Consider the following 19,436-nt stretch of genomic DNA (forward strand, 5'->3'; position numbering starts at 1 on the left):
AATTGTTTAAAAAACACTCTCTGAATAAAGAATGCGACACAAAAAAAAGCCCGCTCAAATGAGCGGGCAATGAGGTTGTCTAAAAGGCAGGCGCTAGACCTACTTCTTAGTTTTTATCTATTAAGCACTTTTTACTTGTGCGTGAAGCTCTTGAACCGATGTCACTGTCGACTTCGCATCTGCGGTATGAGACATACAGGTTGCAAACGCTGCATTTAGCGTTGTGGTGTAGTTCACTTTCTCCGCTAGCGCGCCACGACGTAGAACTTTTGAGTCCTCAATCGCTTGACGACCTGCAGCCGTGTTAACGATGTAGGTGTACTCGTTGTTCTTGATACGGTCTAGGATATGTGGACGACCTTCGTGTACTTTGTTTACAAGACGAGGGTTGATACCTGCTTCACCTAAGATTACTGCTGTACCGTGTGTTGCATCTAGTTGGTAGCCAAGCTTAGTTAGCTTAGAAGCTAGGTCAACTACGCGTTCTTTATCACCTTCACGAACAGACAGTAGCGCACGACCACCTTCAGGGTAAACATTGCCGCAACCTAGCTCTGCTTTCGCATAAGCTTCAGCAAATGTCGCACCGACACCCATTACCTCACCAGTGGAACGCATTTCTGGACCTAATAGTGGGTCAACGCCAGGGAACTTGTTGAATGGCAGTACCACTTCTTTCACTGAGTAGTAAGGAGGAATAATCTCTTTAGTAAAGCCTTGCGACTCTAGAGATTGACCCGCCATAACACGAGCAGCAATCTTAGCAATAGGTGCACCTGTTGCTTTCGATACAAACGGAACGGTACGCGCGGCACGTGGATTAACTTCAATCAAGTAAACCTTGTTGTTCTTAACCGCAAACTGAGTGTTCATTAGACCACGAACACCCAACTCAAACGCTAGCTTTTCAACTTGCTCACGCATTGTATCTTGGATTTCTTGGCTTAGCGTGTATGCAGGAAGTGAACATGCTGAGTCACCAGAGTGAACACCTGCTTGTTCGATATGCTCCATAATACCGCCGATAACCACTCGCTCACCGTCACATAGTGCATCGATGTCAACTTCAACGGCGTCGTCTAGGAAGCTATCTAGTAGCACAGGAGACTCGTTCGAAACACTCACAGCTTCGTTGAAGTAACGACGTAGGTCTTGCTCGTCATAAACGATTTCCATTGCGCGACCACCTAGTACATACGATGGACGAACAACCAATGGGAAGCCGATTTCGCGAGATTTCTCTACCGCTTGCTCCATTGTCGTTACTGTTGCGTTTTCTGGTTGTAGAAGGCCAAGACGGTCTACCGCTACTTGGAAACGCTCACGGTCTTCTGCACGGTCGATAGCGTCAGGGCTAGTACCAATGATTGGCACACCAGCAGCTTCTAAAGCACGAGCCAGTTTCAGAGGCGTTTGACCACCGTACTGAACGATTACGCCTTTCGGTTTCTCTACTCGAGCGATAGCCAATACATCTTCCAGTGTAACTGGTTCGAAGTACAAACGGTCAGACGTATCGTAGTCAGTAGAAACCGTTTCTGGGTTACAGTTAACCATGATGGTCTCGTAACCGTCTTCGCGTAGTGCTAGAGACGCGTGTACACAACAGTAATCAAATTCGATACCTTGGCCAATACGGTTTGGACCGCCACCTAGGATCATTATTTTGTCTTTATCTGTTGGATTCGCCTCACATTCGTCATCATAAGAGGAGTACATGTAAGCGGTATCAGAAGAGAACTCAGCCGCACAAGTATCAACGCGCTTGTAAACTGGATGGATATCGTATTGGTCACGTAGGCGACGAATTTCGCTTTCCGCTACACCTAGAATCTTAGATAGGCGCGCATCAGCAAAACCTTTACGCTTAAGCTTGTTTAGCTCTTGCTTATCAAGACCTGCAAAGCCTTTCGATCGCAACTCTTGCTCTAGTTTCACAATCTCTTCGATTTGAACTAGGAACCAACGGTCGATTTGTGTCAGGTTGAAGACACCATCTACAGATAGACCAGCACGGAATGCGTCAGCGATATACCAAATACGCTCAGCACCAGCTTCTTTCAGCTCGTGGCGGATTTTAGACAATGCATCTGGAGCATCAAGGTCAACCATTTCGTCAAAGCCAGTCGCGCCAACTTCTAGGCCACGAAGCGCTTTTTGTAGCGACTCTTGTTGGTTACGACCAATCGCCATTACCTCACCAACTGACTTCATCTGTGTTGTTAGACGGTCGTTAGCGCCAGCAAACTTCTCGAAGTTGAAACGAGGAATCTTGGTCACTACGTAGTCGATAGTTGGTTCGAACGATGCTGGTGTTGCACCACCCGTGATATCGTTCATCAGTTCATCTAGTGTGAAGCCAACCGCTAGTTTCGCTGCAATCTTGGCGATAGGGAAACCCGTTGCTTTAGACGCTAGAGCAGAAGAGCGAGATACACGTGGGTTCATCTCGATGATAACCATACGGCCATCTTTCGGGTTGATACCAAACTGAACGTTTGAACCACCTGTTTCAACACCAATCTCACGCAGTACCGCTAGAGAAGCGTTACGCATTAATTGATATTCTTTATCTGTCAGCGTTTGCGCTGGTGCGACTGTGATTGAGTCACCCGTGTGGATACCCATTGGGTCGAAGTTTTCAATCGCACAAACGATAATGCAGTTGTCCGCTTTGTCACGAACCACTTCCATTTCGTATTCTTTCCAACCGATAAGTGATTCATCGATAAGAAGTTCGTTCGTTGGGGAAAGGTCTAAACCACGGCGACAGATTTCTTCGAATTCTTCTTTGTTATATGCGATACCGCCACCAGTACCACCCATAGTGAAAGAAGGACGAATGATACAAGGGAAGCCAACCATATCAAGAACCGCGTACGCTTCTTCCATAGTTTTCGCAGTATCAGCGCGTGGACATTCTAGGCCAATTGATTTCATCGCTTTATCGAAGCGAGAACGGTCTTCTGCTTTATCGATAGCGTCGGCCGTTGCACCAATCATTTCCACACCGAACTCTTCAAGTACGCCGTGCTTCTCTAGGTCAAGTGCACAGTTCAGCGCGGTTTGACCACCCATTGTAGGTAGAACCGCGTCAGGACGTTCTTTAGCGATGATGTTACGAACAACTTCCCACTGAATAGGTTCGATGTACGTCGCATCCGCCATATCCGGGTCAGTCATGATTGTTGCAGGGTTCGAGTTCACTAGGATAACTCGATAACCTTCTTCACGTAGCGCTTTACACGCTTGTGCGCCAGAATAGTCAAACTCACAAGCCTGACCGATAACAATCGGGCCAGCACCAAGAATTAGAATACTTTTAATGTCAGTACGTTTTGGCATTCTCAACTACTCCGAATTACGCTTTGTGTTTTTTAATCAGTTCAATGAAGTGGTCAAACAATGGTGCAGCATCGTGTGGACCTGGGCTTGCTTCAGGGTGACCTTGGAAGCTAAATGCCGGCTTATCAGTGCGATGGATACCTTGAAGCGTCCCGTCAAATAGAGACTTGTGCGTCGCACGCAGGTTTTCAGGTAACGTCTCTTCATCAGCAGCAAAACCGTGGTTCTGAGAGGTAATCATCACTACATTGCGATCGAGATCTTTTACCGGATGGTTGGCACCGTGGTGGCCAAACTTCATTTTCACAGTTTGTGCACCTGATGCTAGCGCCAAAATTTGGTGACCCAGACAGATACCGAAGATAGGCAGTCCGTTATCTAGGAAAGTCTTAGTTGCCTCAATAGCGTAAGTACAAGGTGCTGGGTCGCCAGGGCCGTTCGATAGGAACACGCCATCTGGGTTAAGCGCGAGCACTTCTTCTGCTGAAGTTTGCGCTGGAACCACCGTTAGGCGGCAGCCGCGGTCAACAAGCATGCGCAAGATGTTACGCTTGGCACCGAAGTCGTAGGCAACAACGTGATATGGCAATTCACTGTCGTCTTTCGCTTCAGGAAGTCCACCCTCGAGCGTCCACGAACCTTGTTTCCATTGATACGTTTCTTTTGTTGTAACCTCTTTCGCAAGATCCATACCTTTCAAGCCAGGGAATTCTTTTGCTTTAGCAAGTGCCAGAGCTTCATCTAGGTTATCGCCCGCTACGATACAACCGTTCTGCGCACCTTTTTCACGAAGAAGGCGAGTCAGCTTACGTGTATCGATATCAGCGATACCAACGATGTTCTGAGACTTGAGATAGTCTGAAAGGGATTGTTCGTTACGGAAGTTTGATGCGATAAGAGGAAGATCGCGAATCACAAGGCCTTGTGCGTGGATTGCTGAAGACTCTTCGTCTTCTTTATTAGTACCAGTATTGCCAATGTGAGGATAAGTAAGAGTTACGATCTGTTGAGAATAGGAAGGATCAGTGAGGATTTCTTGGTACCCCGTCATCGAGGTATTAAAAACAACTTCACCAACGGATAAACCATCTGCTCCAATGGAAACACCGTGGAACACTGTCCCATCTTCTAGGACTAACAGTGCTGATTTACTCAAGACAACCTCCAGAATAAAAATGCATAAATTTTAAATTAAATTGCAGATTTGCCTTCCTCTTCGCTATAAATAAGCGCTTTTAGGTAGTTCAGACAAATTGGCGGTATTCTAATGATGCCCGTGACAAGTGTCAACAACTGCCGAAAAATAAAATTAAATTTTATCGCCATTGACCATTTTTTTACTCTAAACCCTCAAAAAAACACATTTCAAGAGCAAAAATCAATCAGTTATGATTCCGCATAGTTTTTCGTGCTAGCAAAGTTAATAACAACCCCGCAATTTTTACCTCATAACTACGCAAACGTTAACCGAAACAAGTTAACATATAAAAACAAGACATAAGAGACAGTTTTTATCTCAAAGCTACAAAATTAACACATAAATCCATTTATTTTGTACAGTTATTGTGTTTTTGGTCGATTTGGCGAGATGGCTATTCATACCCTAGAACAATACTGACCTTGAGAATAATTATGTAAAACAATTGAACTTTGAGATTCGACGCCATGAGATATAAAAAAAGCGCCGACTGGCGCTTTTCGTTAAATGCTATCGAGACCGAGAACTTCAGTCATGGTATAAAAGCCCGCAGGCTTATCATTGAGCCATACTGCAGCTTTAACGGCCCCATTGGCAAACGTCATGCGATCGGTCGCTTTGTGGGTAATCTCGACGCGCTCACCAATATCAGCAAACATAGCGGTATGTTCACCAACAATATCGCCAGCTCGAATCGTAGCAAAGCCAATTTCGTCACGAGTACGCTCACCAGTGATGCCTTCACGAGCATAGACGGCTACATCGTTGAGTTCATTACCCATTGCGCCTGCAATCGCTTCTCCCATACCGATAGCAGTACCAGATGGAGCATCTACTTTATGGCGGTGATGTGCTTCAACAATTTCGATGTCGCAGTAATCGCCCATAACTTTCGCCGCTTTCTCAAGAAGCTTAAAGACAAGGTTAACCCCTACGCTGTAGTTCGGCGCCATAACCACTGGCACAGACTGAGCAGCCTCATCGATGATCGCCTTCTCTTCTTCGCTAAAGCCAGTTGTACCAATCACCATTTTTTTGCCATGCTGTTTACATAGCTCTAGATTCGCAAGGGTACTTTTTGGCGCGGTGAAATCGATGATAACGTCAAAGTCATCAATAGACTTGTTAAGATCATCCACCAAAGCGACGTCAAATCGCCCTTCACCACACAATTCACCAACATCAACACCAACTAAAGATGACTCTGGGCGTTCAGAACCTGCGCCTACTTCAGCCTGATTGTTGTGAAACGTTGCTTTCACTAGGTTGCGACCCATACGGCCCGCTGCTCCTGCAATCGCAATTCTTACCATTGCGTTATTCTCCGTTGTTTATGTTGCTACCAATGTAACGCAAAGACACTAGGGCTACCAGAGTCGTTACAGATTTTAACGGTATTTTTCGACCACTTTATTTAGGATGGGTACATTCGCTTCGGGGAATGCATAATTCGGTAAATCGGAAATATTTACCCAACAGCCTTCCTGTCCCTCTTTTCCGTATGGTTCATTGTCAAACGACGTCACCGAGATAAAATCAAACTCCAACGATTTTTCTGGGTAGTCATGAAGTAGGTGCTCGAACAACTCAAACTCTTTAACTTTTATGTCGATCTCTTCGAACAGCTCACGAGTTATCGCCTCGCCGACTGATTCTCCTACCTCAACTTTACCCCCAGGAAACTCCCAAAAGCCGCCTTTGTGAAGATTATCAGGACGTTTAGTGATATAGATTTGCGACTTATCTTGATTAAAGATAATTGCGGCAACGATATGAACTCGCTTCACGTTTTTCCCCACCTATTTCTGTGTTTCTCGTAAATTCAGATTAAAAAAAGAGCCGCATAATGCGACTCTTCATTTTTACATCATGGTTTAGTTAATCTTACCATGGCATTGTTTGTATTTCTTACCAGATCCACAAGGACATGGTTCATTGCGCCCAACCTTACGTTCTTCACGAACCATAGGCTGTTGTGAATCATCACCAGACTCTTCTGAGTGATCAGCAAGTTGGTTCTCAGCATCCGCGTGTTGAGCATGCGCTTTTGCTGCTGCTGCCTCTGCTTGCGCTTGACGCTGAGCTTCCATACGCTCAACTTCTTCTTGCTGTTGCACGCGTACTTTTGAAAGTATAGTGATCACGTCAAATTTCAGAGAATCCAACAGTTGCTCAAACAACTCAAACGACTCACGCTTGTATTCTTGTTTCGGGTTCTTCTGAGCATAACCACGAAGGTGAATACCTTGACGTAGATGATCCATAGCCGCTAGATGCTCTTTCCATAGCGTATCTAGAGTCTGCAGCATGACCGATTTTTCAAAGTTACGAAGTACTTGTGCACCAACAGTTTCTTCTTTCTGTTGATAAATCGTTACTGCTGTATCAAGGATTTTCTCACGAAGTGCTTCTTCATAGAGCTTGTCATCTTCATCAAGCCAAGTTTTGATTGGAAGCTCTAAATCGAAGTCATTCTTCAGACGTTCTTCTAGACCCTCGATATCCCACATATCTTCTAGAGATTGAGGTGGGATGTACTCATCGATAACAGAAGTGAACACATCAGCACGGTTTTGCTCAAGCATTTCACTGATGTCTTCTGCCGTCATTAATTCATCACGAAGCTCGTAGACAACTTTACGCTGGTCATTGGCCACGTCATCAAACTCAAGCAATTGCTTACGGATATCGAAGTTACGACCTTCCACTTTACGCTGAGCTTTCTCAATAGAGCGTGATAGCATCTTACTTTCAATCGCTTCACCTTCGTCCATACCACTTTGGATAAGGCTAGCCATACGATCAGAAGTGAATATACGGAGTAGTTGATCTTCCATTGATAGATAGAAACGAGATGAACCAGCATCACCTTGACGACCAGAACGACCACGTAACTGGTTATCGATACGGCGAGATTCATGACGCTCTGTACCAATGATATGTAGACCACCAGCAGCAAGAACTTGATCATGAATCACTTTCCATTCTGCTTTAATGGCATCGATTTGCTCTTGCGTAGGCTCAGAAATCTGTTCAACTTTAGACTGCCAGCTGCCACCTAACACGATATCGGTACCACGACCCGCCATGTTAGTTGCGATAGTTACTGCACCTGGCGTACCCGCTTCAGCAACGATTTCAGCTTCGCGTTCGTGGAACTTCGCGTTAAGAACGTTGTGCTTGATCTTAGCTTGCTTCAACGCATTAGATAACAGCTCTGACTTCTCAATCGAAACCGTACCAACCAGAATAGGCTGACCTTTTGCACTGCGCTCTTTAATGTCTTCGATAATCGCGTTGAATTTTTCAACTTCAGTACGATAAACCACATCAGCCATGTCATCACGAACCATTGGTTTATTGGTTGGGATAACAACTGTTTCTAAACCATAGATAGACTGGAACTCAAACGCTTCAGTATCTGCCGTACCTGTCATACCCGACAGTTTTTCATAAAGACGGAAGTAGTTCTGGAACGTAATAGAAGCAAGTGTTTGGTTTTCGTTTTGAATCTTCACCCCTTCTTTCGCTTCAACAGCTTGGTGAAGACCTTCAGACCAACGACGGCCTGGCATAGTACGACCAGTATGCTCATCAACGATAACCACTTCGCCTTGCTCGTTAACGATATAGTCAACGTTTTTCTCAAATAAAACATGAGCACGAAGGGCTGCGTTCACGTGATGCAATAGGCTAATATTGGTTGGCGAGTAAAGTGTGTCACCCTCTTCCATCAAACCATTCTTGATCAATAGTTCTTCAACAAACTCCTGACCTGTTTCGGTTAAGTGAACCTGTTTTGATTTTTCATCAACCGTGTAGTGACCATCACCACGGTACTCTTCTGAGTCTTCTTGATCTTGTTGTTCAAGCTGAGGAATTAACGTGTTAATACGTGTATATAGCTCTGAACTGTCTTCAGCAGGACCTGAAATAATAAGTGGAGTACGAGCTTCATCAATTAAAATTGAGTCCACTTCATCGACAACAGCAAAGAATCGCTCACGCTGAACTCGGTCTTCCACACGGAAAGCCATGTTGTCACGTAGGTAGTCAAAACCAAATTCGTTGTTGGTACCGTATAGAATGTCCGCTTGATAAGCTTCTTTCTTTTCTTGCGGGTGCATGTTTGGCACGTTCACGCCAACACTCATGCCTAGGAATTCAAATAGAGCGCGGTTTGTTTCAGCATCGCGTTTTGCTAAGTAGTCATTCACAGTTACGATGTGAACGCCTTCGCCAGGTAGAGCATTTAGATAAGCAGGCAAAGTTGCTGTTAGCGTTTTACCTTCACCAGTACGCATCTCTGCAATTTGACCAGAGTTCAACACCATACCACCGATAAGCTGAACGTCGAAATGGCGCATCCCGAAGACACGTTTAGACGCTTCACGAACTGTAGCAAATGCTTCTGGCAGAAGTTGGTCTAGGTTTTCACCTTTATCCAATCGCTCACGAAACTCTACTGTTTTTGCTTTCAGTTCTTCGTCAGACAATGCTTCGAACTGTGGCTCGTAGTTATTGATCTGCTTTACGATTTTTCTTAGTCGACGCAGTGTTCTGTCGTTACGACTACCGATGACCTTTGTCAGTAGGTTAGTAATCATTGTGTTTTTATTCTCTCTACCATTAGATCATATCGACCTATTAAAATTGCCTTCCGTCTCGACTAGGGTCTACTGACCTAACTGAGATAAAATCTATACCAACTGATATTGAGTTCAAGCTGTTAAATTTCAAGGCAGATATACCAATTAATGGCACATAGTTTAAGGAATTTTTGCCCTAACAACCAAGCTTCAATACAAACTAACAGTAATTAGTTTGATGTGTTTGGAAGTTTTGTAATATAAAGCCGCATTCAGCGCAGCATTGTGGCGGATATTTCTAAACGGAGATAGCGGCAGCATACATCAAAAGTGAAAACTTAAACTGCACAGCGAGTTTCATTTAAAGCAGCCAAACTGCAAGATCACGAAGATCCACTGCAGATCTTTGCCACTGTTAAGTAAAGTTCAACAGGCAACAAACTGCCACTTCACTGTTTAATAGGCATAAAAAAACCAGACTCAAGGTCTGGTTTTTTTTAAACACTAGTAGTTTTTTAAGCAAGAACCATGTTTGGTTCTGCAAAAGCAACTGGAGAACCAGCTTGCTCTTCGAATGTGGCCCATTCCCACGCTTCTTGGTCTGCCAATACCGCACGCAGTAGTTGGTTATTTAGACCATGACCCGATTTATACGCAGAGAACTCACCAACAATCGCGTGACCAGCCATATAGAGATCGCCAATCGCATCCAACACTTTGTGAGTAACAAACTCATTATCGAAACGAAGACCCTCTTCGTTAAGAATACGGTATTCATCAAGAACGATAGCATTATCGAAGCTACCACCTAACACAAGATTTTGTGATTGTAGGTACTCGATGTCACGCATGAAACCAAAAGTACGAGCTCGAGCGATATCTTTAATAAAGCCTTGCGACGAGAAATCAAACTGCAGACGCTGTTCGTCAGCATCAATTGCAGGGTGGTTGAACTCAATCTCGAAATCCATACGGAAACCGTTGTATGGACGAAGCTCTGCCCACTTATCACCATCTTCGAAACGCACTGGTTTCTTGATACGGATGAAACGTTTTGGTGCATTCTGAGTTTCGATGCCGGCTTGTTGTAGCAAGTATACAAACGGGCTTGCACTGCCATCCATAATAGGGATTTCAGGCGCATCAACTTCAACGATGATGTTATCAATGCCCATACCCGCTAATGCTGCATTCAAGTGCTCGACTGTTGAAATACGAACACCGTCATCATTAACAAGCGCAGTACATAGCATTGTGTCGCGCACAGAAAGAGGATCCGCAGGAAAATCCACAGGCGGATTCACGTCAGTACGACGGTAAACGACACCAGTATTAGCAGCCGCTGGACGCAAAGTTAGTGTTACTTTACGGCCAGAGTGGAGACCCACTCCTACAGTAGTCACTATTTCTTTAAGCGTACGTTGTCTGATCATCTACAAACCTCTTCTTCAACGCTACAAATCACGGTTGATTATGTAAGCAACCGCGAATCCTACCAGATTTTTGAGCTGTGTCAAATTTAAGCAGACAGCTTAGTCTGCTTGACGACGCAAAAATGCTGGAATATCTAAGTAGCCACTTTCCTTTTCAGGTTTAGGTGCAGCACTAGTATTCGCGCCAGATGCAGGTGCATTTGATCCCGAATGACTCGGTGTGTTCACTTCAACCTTGTCCTGACTATTTACAGGCAAAGTTTGTGCCACTTTCTCTTCAACTTTCGCAGCTGGAGCTTGCGTTTGTTGTTGTGGCTGACTTGCTGTTACTGGTGTTTTACCACCTGCAACAAGCGTGATGTCAGGTTTGCGTTCATTACCGATACCAGTAGCAACCACAGTCACGCGAATTTCGTCGCTCATATCAGGGTCTAGCGAAGTACCAATTACCACTGTTGCATTATCAGAAGCAAAAGCCTTCACTGTATTACCGACTGTTTCAAACTCGTCTAAACGCATATCCAGACCAGCAGTAATGTTCACTAGAACACCACGAGCACCAGCAAGATCGATATCTTCTAGAAGCGGGCTAGAAATTGCCATTTCAGCGGCTTCTTCTGCACGGTCTTCGCCTTTAGCAACACCGCTACCCATCATCGCATGACCCATCTCAGACATCACAGTACGTACGTCCGCAAAGTCGACGTTAATCATGCCTGGGCGAGTAATTAGCTCTGCAATACCTTGAACGGCATTCTTAAGAACATCGTTCGCACTTGCAAAGGCTTCTAAAAGCGTAACACCACGACCTAGTACTTTAAGTAGCTTTTCATTTGGAATAGTGATTAAAGAGTCAACATGCTTTGATAGCTCTTCAATACCCTGTTCTGCAAATGCAAGACGCTTTTTACCCTCGAAGCTAAATGGTTTAGTCACCACCGCAACAGTAAGAATACCAAGCTCTTTCGCTACTTCAGCAATAACGGGAGCTGCACCGGTTCCGGTACCACCACCCATACCAGCTGCGATAAATACCATATCGGCGCCAGTAATGCTTTCTTTAATTCTTTCTTTATCTTCGAGAGCTGCATCACGTCCAACTTGTGGGTTTGCACCCGCACCCAAGCCTTTTGTAATATCGCCGCCGATTTGAATGACGTGACTAATACTCGTTTTGCGAAGTGCCTGAGCATCCGTATTCACACTAATGAAATCAACCCCTTCGATTGACTCACGAACCATGTGTTCTACAGCGTTACCACCGCCACCGCCGACTCCAACTACTTTAATGACTGCTTCGTCAGACATTTCCATCATCGGTTCAAACATTTGTTATCTCCGTTTTCCTGCAACTCAGGTTAAAACTCTTTTTGTATCCAATTACGCAACTTTCCAAAGATTGTCGACACCGATTGACGTTTTGGTTCGTTATAATCATTGTCGTCATTGATCTGACTGTCTCTTGCGTAATGAAGTAATCCAACGGCCGTAGAATGATACGGCTCCTTTACATAGTCCGTGAGACCGCTAACCTCTAAAGGCTTGCCTACACGAACCTGATTGCGGAAGACGCGCTCTGCACACTCCACAACCCCTTCAATTTGTGCTGCGCCGCCCGTTAAGACCACGCCTGCTGCTAGATGATGTTTTACACCATTCTCTCTTAGTTTAGCTTGAACATTATCAATGGTTTGATTTACTAGTCCCATTAACTCTGTATAGCGTGGTTCTATAACTTCTGCCAATGTTTGGCGTTGCAAACTACGAGAAGGTCGACCACCAACGCTTGGAACGTTAACTGTATCATCTTTGCTCACTAGTTCGCTTAGAGCACAACCATACTTTACTTTTATTTCTTCTGCATCACTAAGAGGTGTACCAAATGCAAATGCAATATCACTGGTCACCGCATTACCAGCATAAGAGAACACTTCTGTATGTCGAAGTGCACCACCGGTCCAAATAGCGACATCCATGGTTCCCGCGCCAATGTCTACGACACAAACGCCCAGCTCTCGTTCATCTTCAGTAATAACAGCGTTACTGGAAGCTAATCCAGAGAAAACCAACTGCTCTACCTTTAATCCACAACGCTCAACGGCCTTGATGATATTTCTTGCCATATCATTGTGACAAGAAATCAGATGAACACTCACTTCCATTCGAACACCAGACAAGCCAAGCGGATTTTTTATCCCTTCTTGATAGTCTATGGTAAATTCCTGAGGAATCACATGAAGAATACGTTGTTCATCACCAATTTTAATGGATTTCGCGGTATGAATCGCTCGGTCCATATCATCCTGTGACACTTCTTCCTCAGAAATGGTTCCCATGCCTTTTTCAATTCGACTCGCAATATGCTTGCCTGAAAGAGAAATAAATACATTGCTAATCTGGCATTCTGCCATCAACTCAGCTTGATCGATCGCACGCTGCACGGATTTAACCACTGACTCTAGGTCGTTTACACCGCCTTTGTCCATGCCTCGAGAAGGACTGGAGCCAGCACCAATGATATTGACCTGACCGTCGGGTAATACTTCACCGACCAACGCAGATACAGTTGCAGTGCCTATATCAAGACCGACAATAATATTGTCATCCGTGGTCTTCGTCATCTGTACTCTCTTTGTTATAGATATTTCAATTTCCAGCGAACAATCTTGTTGCTCAATGTCCAAACTGAACTTAGGTATCGATAAATTGCTCTACCGATACGTAATACCAGTCATCCTACTTTTTTGCTCTCTGCGTGAGCGGTTCCAGCCTCTTCCGCAGGGAACCAGCCAACCGCAGCGCCGGTATCATATCTTAAGTCGATATAACTAATTTTAGAGACTTGATCGCCCAACTTTCGATAAAGCGAAATAAAGCGCTCCAAGCGCTCCTGCATCGAGTCTTTACCCAACTCTAAACGGATACCGTTGTCCAAAATAACTTGCCAAGCTCGGCGTTCGTTCAGTACCAATGATGATATGGATAACCCAAGCGGTGCTAATTGCCCGTTGCTGTCTCGATAAGTTTGAAGTACTTGTAACTCAGTGCCTTTTGGCCCATAAAGTTTTACTTTCTGCTCTTCAATTGCCGACACATCACCGCTAAACACAACACCGTTTGTGTCTAACATATCAATACCATTCCAGATGGCACTAGCTTGATGCTCTGTCAGAAAGACTTTTACTGTATCTGGCCATTGTTTGCGAACGGAGGCCTGAGATACCCAAGGGATTTGCTCGACACTTTGCTGCAGCACATTGATGTCTTGAGACATAAAAGTGCCAATGTGTTCAAGGTTGGCAAATGCGTGTTGCACATCCTTGGCAGTTACATGAGTCAAATCGCCCTGCAACACTATCTTTGATAAAGGGAGGCGCTGGTCGTCCCACATCCAGCTAATGGTGGAATAAAGTGTTGAACCTATTACGGTGATTACAGCTAATAAAAAAACAGCCCCGACCCCATGTTTAGAAAACAAGGTAATTCGACGCGTTGATTCTGCACTGCTCTCTGAAGTTTCAGTCAAACTCTTTGGTCCTTTATTAACTTCTCTTCGCCTTTCCTTAAGATAGTGGAATAAGAGTCTAATCTAATATTGTTAACCTTAGGATTATACTAATGAATATCAAACTATCAAACACTGAACCTAAGAAATATCGGCTTTTACACATTGAAATAACAAAAATGTTCGACTAAGCGATCAAAATTCTCGATAGCTCGGTCGAACAGTTAAGTTTTTTACTAATTGAACTGACGTTGCTAACTATTCTGCATTAGCTGGATATCTAACTTCATCTGCTCTAGCTTTCTGGCTACTTTACCGATATCACCAGCACCTTGCGTCAGAAGAAGGTCGCCTTCTTGCAAAAGATTCGATAAAACAGATGGTAACGCATTCACGTCTGGAACAAAAACAGGATCCAACTTACCTCTTGTACGAATAGTACGACATAGTGAGCGTCCATCAGCCCCAGCAATCGGAGCCTCTCCTGCCGAATAAACATCCAACATCACTAAAACATCAACTTGTTCCAGCACATTGGCAAAGTCATCATATAAATCGCGAGTACGACTATATCGATGAGGTTGGAAAATCATCACTAAGCGTTTTTCAGCCCAGCCATTGCGCGCCGCTTTAATCGTAACATCCACTTCTGTTGGGTGATGGCCGTAGTCATCCACTAGCATCACTTTACCGTTACCTGTTTCAAACTCACCAAGGTGCTCAAAGCGTCGGCCAGTACCTTCAGTCCCTAACATGGCGTTAACGATAGCTTCATCGGCAATATTATCTTCCGTTGCAACAGCAATCGCCGCCGCTGCATTAAGAGCATTATGTTGACCTGGAATATTTAGAGTAATTTCTAAGTTCTCTCGGCCTTTTCTGACAACCGTGAATTTACCTTGCTGGCCGTCTTGACGATAGTTCTCAATTCGCACATCTGCATCATCAGAAAAACCATAAGTAATCACTTGACGACTAACACTTGGAATCAATTCACGAACTACCGGATCGTCAACACACATCACCGCCTGACCGTAGAAAGGCAGGTTATGTAAGAAATCGATAAAGGTTTGTTTTAGCGTATCAAAGTCTCCACCATAGGTATCCATATGGTCAGCTTCAATATTAGTCACAATACTCACCATCGGTTGCAGGTGAAGGAAAGACGCATCACTTTCATCCGCTTCAGCGATCAATATTCGGCTTGAGCCTAATCGAGCATTAGTACCAGCACTTTTTACCAAGCCACCGTTAACAAACGTCGGATCCATTCCAGCTTCCGAATAAATCTGAGTAACCAGTGCAGTCGTCGTGGTTTTACCGTGCGTACCAGCCACAGCGATCCCATGTCTAAAACGCATCAGTTCCGCTAGCATTTCAGCACGGCGAACTACAGGAATTCTCAGCTCTTTTGCAGCAACTAATTCTTGGTTTTCTGGATCGATAGCCGTAGACACCACTACCACACTTGCATTTTCAATATTGCTCGCCTGATGGCCAATATAGACAGTGGCACCTTTTTGAGTCAGACGCTCTGTCACAGCATTTTCAGCAAGATCTGAACCGGTAATCTGATAGCCTTCATTAAGCAGTACCTCTGCGATACCACTCATGCCAGCACCACCAATTCCGACAAAGTGAATACACTTCACTCGTCTCATTTCAGGTATCAGGGCCCGTATTTGTGCTAGGTCTTGAGTATGTTGCTGTGTCATGGATTAAATCTCGTCAATCTATTTTGTTAATTCGATAATTTCTTGGGCGACGCGTGTATCTGCATCAAGTTTAGCGGCTTTTCGTGCATTCTTCGCAAGCTCTAGTAGTTGCAGTCGATCGAGCTGTTTTACCTGTTGCGCCAATTTTTCTACCGTTAAATCCGGCTGTTCAATCATATAGGCAGCGCCACTGTGCACTAGGTGATCACCATTAAGTGCTTGCTGCCGATCTTTGTGCATAAATGGAATAAATATTGCGCCTACGCCGACCGCAGCTAGTTCAGAGACAGTCAAAGCACCAGAGCGACAAATTACTAGGTCAGCCCAACGATAGGCTTGGGCAACATCGTCGATAAACTCAGTAACGTCTGCATTGTCAACTGCATTGGAGCGATATAGCTCAGCCACTTCTTCGCTATTACCTTTACCCGCTTGATGACGGATTGTGTAGCCTGAACCAAGCTTTGCCATTACGGGAGGTAGCGTCTGGTTTAAAATACGTGCACCTTGACTGCCACCCATGACAAGAATACGAATATCACCTTCGCGGCCTTCAAGTCTCTGTTGCGGTTCTTCAGTATCAATTAAATCTTGTCTTACTGGGTTCCCAACTACTTCAGCGTTAGGGAATGCACCAGGGAACGCCTGGAATACTTTCTTGGCAATTTTCGACAACCATTGATTGGTTAATCCCGCTACACCATTTTGTTCGTGTAATACAACTGGAATGCCCATGGTCCAAGCCGCAATACCACCAGGGCCACTCACATAACCACCCATGCCTAGCACGGCATCCGGTTGCCATTTTTTTAGGTGCTTTCTAGCCTGTAATATAGCGCTAAATATCTGAAATGGCGCTTTCATAAGCTTGGTAATTCCTTGTCCTCGAAGACCTTTCACTTTAATGAAATCGATCTCAATACCATGCTTGGGAACCAAGTCGGCTTCCATACGATCAGCCGTTCCTAACCAGCGAATCTCCCAACCTTGTTCTTGTAGTCGATGCGCAACAGCAAGCCCTGGAAACACGTGACCACCAGTACCACCAGCCATCACCATCAAACGTTTATTCTTTTTCATCTTTGGCTTTTTTCTTGTCTTTCTCAGGAGGCGCTTCCTGAGGTGTAGGTTCATCTATGTCTGGTAACAGACGGCATTCGTGGTCGATACGTAGCAGTATCGACACCGCAACGGACATAATTATAAGACTGGAGCCACCATAACTGATTAAGGGCAATGTCAAACCTTTGGTAGGAACCATACCAGCGGCAGCACCAACGTTGACTAACGTTTGAAAAGCAAACCAAATTCCGATGGCAAAAGAGAGATAGCCCCCAAACAGTTGCTTCTTCTCAAAGGCACGCTTGCCGATGTACAGAGCTTTAATCACCAAAGCAAACACCAACATCAACACGAGAAGCACACCAATAAAACCTAACTCTTCAGCTAAAACCGCAAATACGAAGTCAGTATGCGCTTCAGGCAGGTACTCCAATTTTTGCACCGAGTTACCTAACCCTTGCCCCATCAAATTACCGCGGCCGAACGCCATCAATGATTGTGTTAGCTGGTAGCCACTTCCGAAAGGGTCTTCCCATGGGTCAAGGAAAGATGTCACTCGGCGAACACGATAGGGCTCCACCAAGATCAGGGCAATAACCGCACCAACACCAGCTACCAATAACGCGATAAACTGAGACAGCTTTGCGCCCGCTATAAACAGCATACCAAATAGGGTCACCAACATTACCACCACGGTTCCTAAGTCAGGCTGACCAAGCAACAAAATAGCAAAGGTAGTAAACACCATGATAGGTTTGATAAAGCCGCCAAAGAAGGATTGCCTTACCTCATCTTGCTTGCGAACTAGATAGCTCGACATGAAAATGAACAGTGACAACTTAGCGACTTCAGCGGGCTGCAGGTTAAAGAGCCCAAGAGGGATCCAGCGCGAAGCACCATTAACCGACTTCCCGACGGCCAATACGACGACCAGAAGAAATATCGACAGCGCAAGCAAATAAGTACTGTAACGAAACCATTTTTCCGTTGGAACTTGCAGAACAATGGACGATGTCCCAAGCGCTAGCACCAAGAAAATCGCATGTCGAAACATGAAGTGGAATGGTTGGTCAGTGAGTCTTGAACTAATAGGAAAAGAAGCCGATGTTACCATAACCAAGCCGGTAATCATCAATGCAAACGCTAACCACACTAACTGTCTATCGTAGAAGGCATCAGGAGCTGGATGTGAAAACCAACCTGTTACCCTTTGTCGAAATTGATGGAACATAGTAGCGAGTCCGTTTAACTAACTTGTTTTGAAAATTGCTGAGCCAGCTGGGTAAAGTCATCTCCACGAGCCATAAAATTGGCAAACTGATCAAAGCTTGCACAAGCTGGAGATAACATAACCATATCACCCTTTTGCAGTTCGGGTGTAATATCGGTTAGGACATTGTTGAGCGTGTCATATCGAACCGCCGATGGATGCAAGGCCATGAACTCCTCACCATCTCTCCCAAAACAGCACAACTTCACATTCAGCTCAGACAGTGGTTTGGCTAACTCAGAAAAGTCAGCGCCTTTGCCAACGCCACCTACCAAAAGATACAGTTTACCCTCTAAGGTTAAGCCAGATAACGCCGCAAGTGTGCTCGCCACGTTTGTAGCCTTGGAATCATTCACCCACTTGACGCCCTTTTCATCTGCAACCACTTGGCAACGATGACTCAAACCAGTGTACGCAGCCAAACACGCCAAACCTTTTCGGTAGTTGATACCGCTCAGTTTGAGCAATGCACAGGCCACCAGCGCATTGGACCAATTGTGCTTGCCAACCAAACGAAGTTGGTCGGTGGAAATAATGGTTTCACCGTTATCGACTAGCCAGACTTGTCCGTCGATTTCACGCATACCGAAGTCTTGCTCATTAAAACCAAACGTTGCTACAGGAAGCCCGGCCAGCTCAGGGGAAGTCTCTGGCTCATCACGATTCACCAAAGCATGTTCTGCATTGAAGAAAATACGTCGTTTCGCTTGTGCATAATCTTCCATCCCATGGTAGCGATCCATATGATCTTCGGACAGATTCAAAAATGTCGATACTTTGGTTTTTAGAGAATAGGTTGTTTCGAGTTGGAAGCTAGATAATTCTAGGACATACAAGTCGGCATTCAGTTCCAGCAAATCTAAAGCAGGAACACCAATATTACCGCCAACACCGACGTTGATACCCGCAGCTTTGGCCATTGCCCCTGTTAAATCGGTCACTGTACTTTTACCGTTAGAGCCCGTAATAGCAATAACAGGCTTGGTATTTGCCCACGCAAACAGTTCGATATCGCCAACAACGCGAATACCTTTGTCCAGTGCTTGCTGAATTTCTGGTGTTGCCAAAGCAATACCAGGGTTGCAAACAATTAGGTCTGCTTGACTCAACCACTCAGTATTAAAGCTTCCAGCATGCAGTTCTGCACCTTCTGGCAACTGCTCAGCACCGGGAGGGTTCTCCCTACTGTCCATCACACGAACAGTCACGTCAGGATGGTTTTTACTAACATGATTAACGACAGAGAGCCCGGTAATACCGAGCCCAACTACAACGACTTGCTTTATGTCTTGCCAAGAATCCATGAACTGATTGTCCTA

The 19,436-nt window shown here is 45.0% G+C and carries 13 protein-coding genes; all 13 read right to left on the minus strand.

Annotated elements, in window-relative coordinates; translation table 11 throughout:
• Window positions 1-120 precede the first annotated feature (120 nt).
• A complete protein-coding gene (carB, locus tag L2W36_RS12145; protein ID WP_006072883.1) occupies window positions 121-3,345 on the minus strand; it encodes a carbamoyl-phosphate synthase large subunit in 3,225 nt (1,074 codons plus the stop codon).
• A 16-nt stretch (window positions 3,346-3,361) separates the two neighbouring features.
• A complete protein-coding gene (gene carA, locus L2W36_RS12150) occupies window positions 3,362-4,501 on the minus strand; it encodes a glutamine-hydrolyzing carbamoyl-phosphate synthase small subunit (RefSeq protein WP_062459866.1) in 1,140 nt (379 codons plus the stop codon).
• A gap of 545 nt (window positions 4,502-5,046) precedes the next feature.
• A complete protein-coding gene (dapB, locus tag L2W36_RS12155) occupies window positions 5,047-5,856 on the minus strand; it encodes a 4-hydroxy-tetrahydrodipicolinate reductase (RefSeq protein WP_006075634.1) in 810 nt (269 codons plus the stop codon).
• Window positions 5,857-5,931: 75 nt separating this feature from the next.
• Window positions 5,932-6,330, minus strand: coding sequence for an 8-oxo-dGTP diphosphatase MutT (gene mutT / locus L2W36_RS12160; protein ID WP_236110164.1), 399 nt, complete (start codon window positions 6,328-6,330; stop codon window positions 5,932-5,934).
• 87 nt (window positions 6,331-6,417) lie between these two features.
• Window positions 6,418-9,150 carry a preprotein translocase subunit SecA gene (gene secA, locus L2W36_RS12165; RefSeq protein WP_236110165.1) on the minus strand — a complete coding sequence of 911 codons (2,733 nt, stop codon included), beginning with the start codon at window positions 9,148-9,150 and terminating at the stop codon, window positions 6,418-6,420.
• 497 nt (window positions 9,151-9,647) lie between these two features.
• Window positions 9,648-10,565 carry a UDP-3-O-acyl-N-acetylglucosamine deacetylase gene (gene lpxC / locus L2W36_RS12170; RefSeq protein WP_031494089.1) on the minus strand — a complete coding sequence of 306 codons (918 nt, stop codon included), beginning with the start codon at window positions 10,563-10,565 and terminating at the stop codon, window positions 9,648-9,650.
• Window positions 10,566-10,664: 99 nt separating this feature from the next.
• A complete protein-coding gene (gene ftsZ, locus L2W36_RS12175) occupies window positions 10,665-11,894 on the minus strand; it encodes a cell division protein FtsZ (RefSeq protein ID WP_031495612.1) in 1,230 nt (409 codons plus the stop codon).
• 29 nt (window positions 11,895-11,923) lie between these two features.
• Window positions 11,924-13,186, minus strand: coding sequence for a cell division protein FtsA (ftsA, locus tag L2W36_RS12180; protein ID WP_236110166.1), 1,263 nt, complete (start codon window positions 13,184-13,186; stop codon window positions 11,924-11,926).
• 110 nt (window positions 13,187-13,296) lie between these two features.
• Window positions 13,297-14,091 carry a cell division protein FtsQ/DivIB gene (locus L2W36_RS12185; protein WP_006072718.1) on the minus strand — a complete coding sequence of 265 codons (795 nt, stop codon included), beginning with the start codon at window positions 14,089-14,091 and terminating at the stop codon, window positions 13,297-13,299.
• A 233-nt stretch (window positions 14,092-14,324) separates the two neighbouring features.
• Window positions 14,325-15,785, minus strand: coding sequence for a UDP-N-acetylmuramate--L-alanine ligase (murC, locus tag L2W36_RS12190; protein ID WP_006072717.1), 1,461 nt, complete (start codon window positions 15,783-15,785; stop codon window positions 14,325-14,327).
• A gap of 18 nt (window positions 15,786-15,803) precedes the next feature.
• Entirely contained in the window at window positions 15,804-16,865 is a 1,062-nt protein-coding gene (gene murG, locus L2W36_RS12195) for an undecaprenyldiphospho-muramoylpentapeptide beta-N-acetylglucosaminyltransferase (protein ID WP_031494213.1), read from the minus strand.
• Window positions 16,852-18,078 (minus strand): cell division protein FtsW, encoded by a 1,227-nt coding sequence (ftsW, locus tag L2W36_RS12200; RefSeq protein WP_236110167.1) that lies wholly within the window; start codon window positions 18,076-18,078, stop codon window positions 16,852-16,854. The genes murG and ftsW overlap by 14 nt, the downstream gene beginning before the upstream one ends.
• Before the next feature lie 14 nt (window positions 18,079-18,092).
• On the minus strand, window positions 18,093-19,421 hold the full coding sequence (gene murD / locus L2W36_RS12205; protein WP_236110168.1) for a UDP-N-acetylmuramoyl-L-alanine--D-glutamate ligase: 1,329 nt from the start codon (window positions 19,419-19,421) through the stop codon (window positions 18,093-18,095).
• Window positions 19,422-19,436: the final 15 nt, after the last annotated feature.

Origin of the sequence: Vibrio sp. McD22-P3 (assembly GCF_021568915.1) — a bacterium.
In the GTDB taxonomy this organism is placed as follows: Bacteria; Pseudomonadota; Gammaproteobacteria; order Enterobacterales; family Vibrionaceae; genus Vibrio; species Vibrio mediterranei.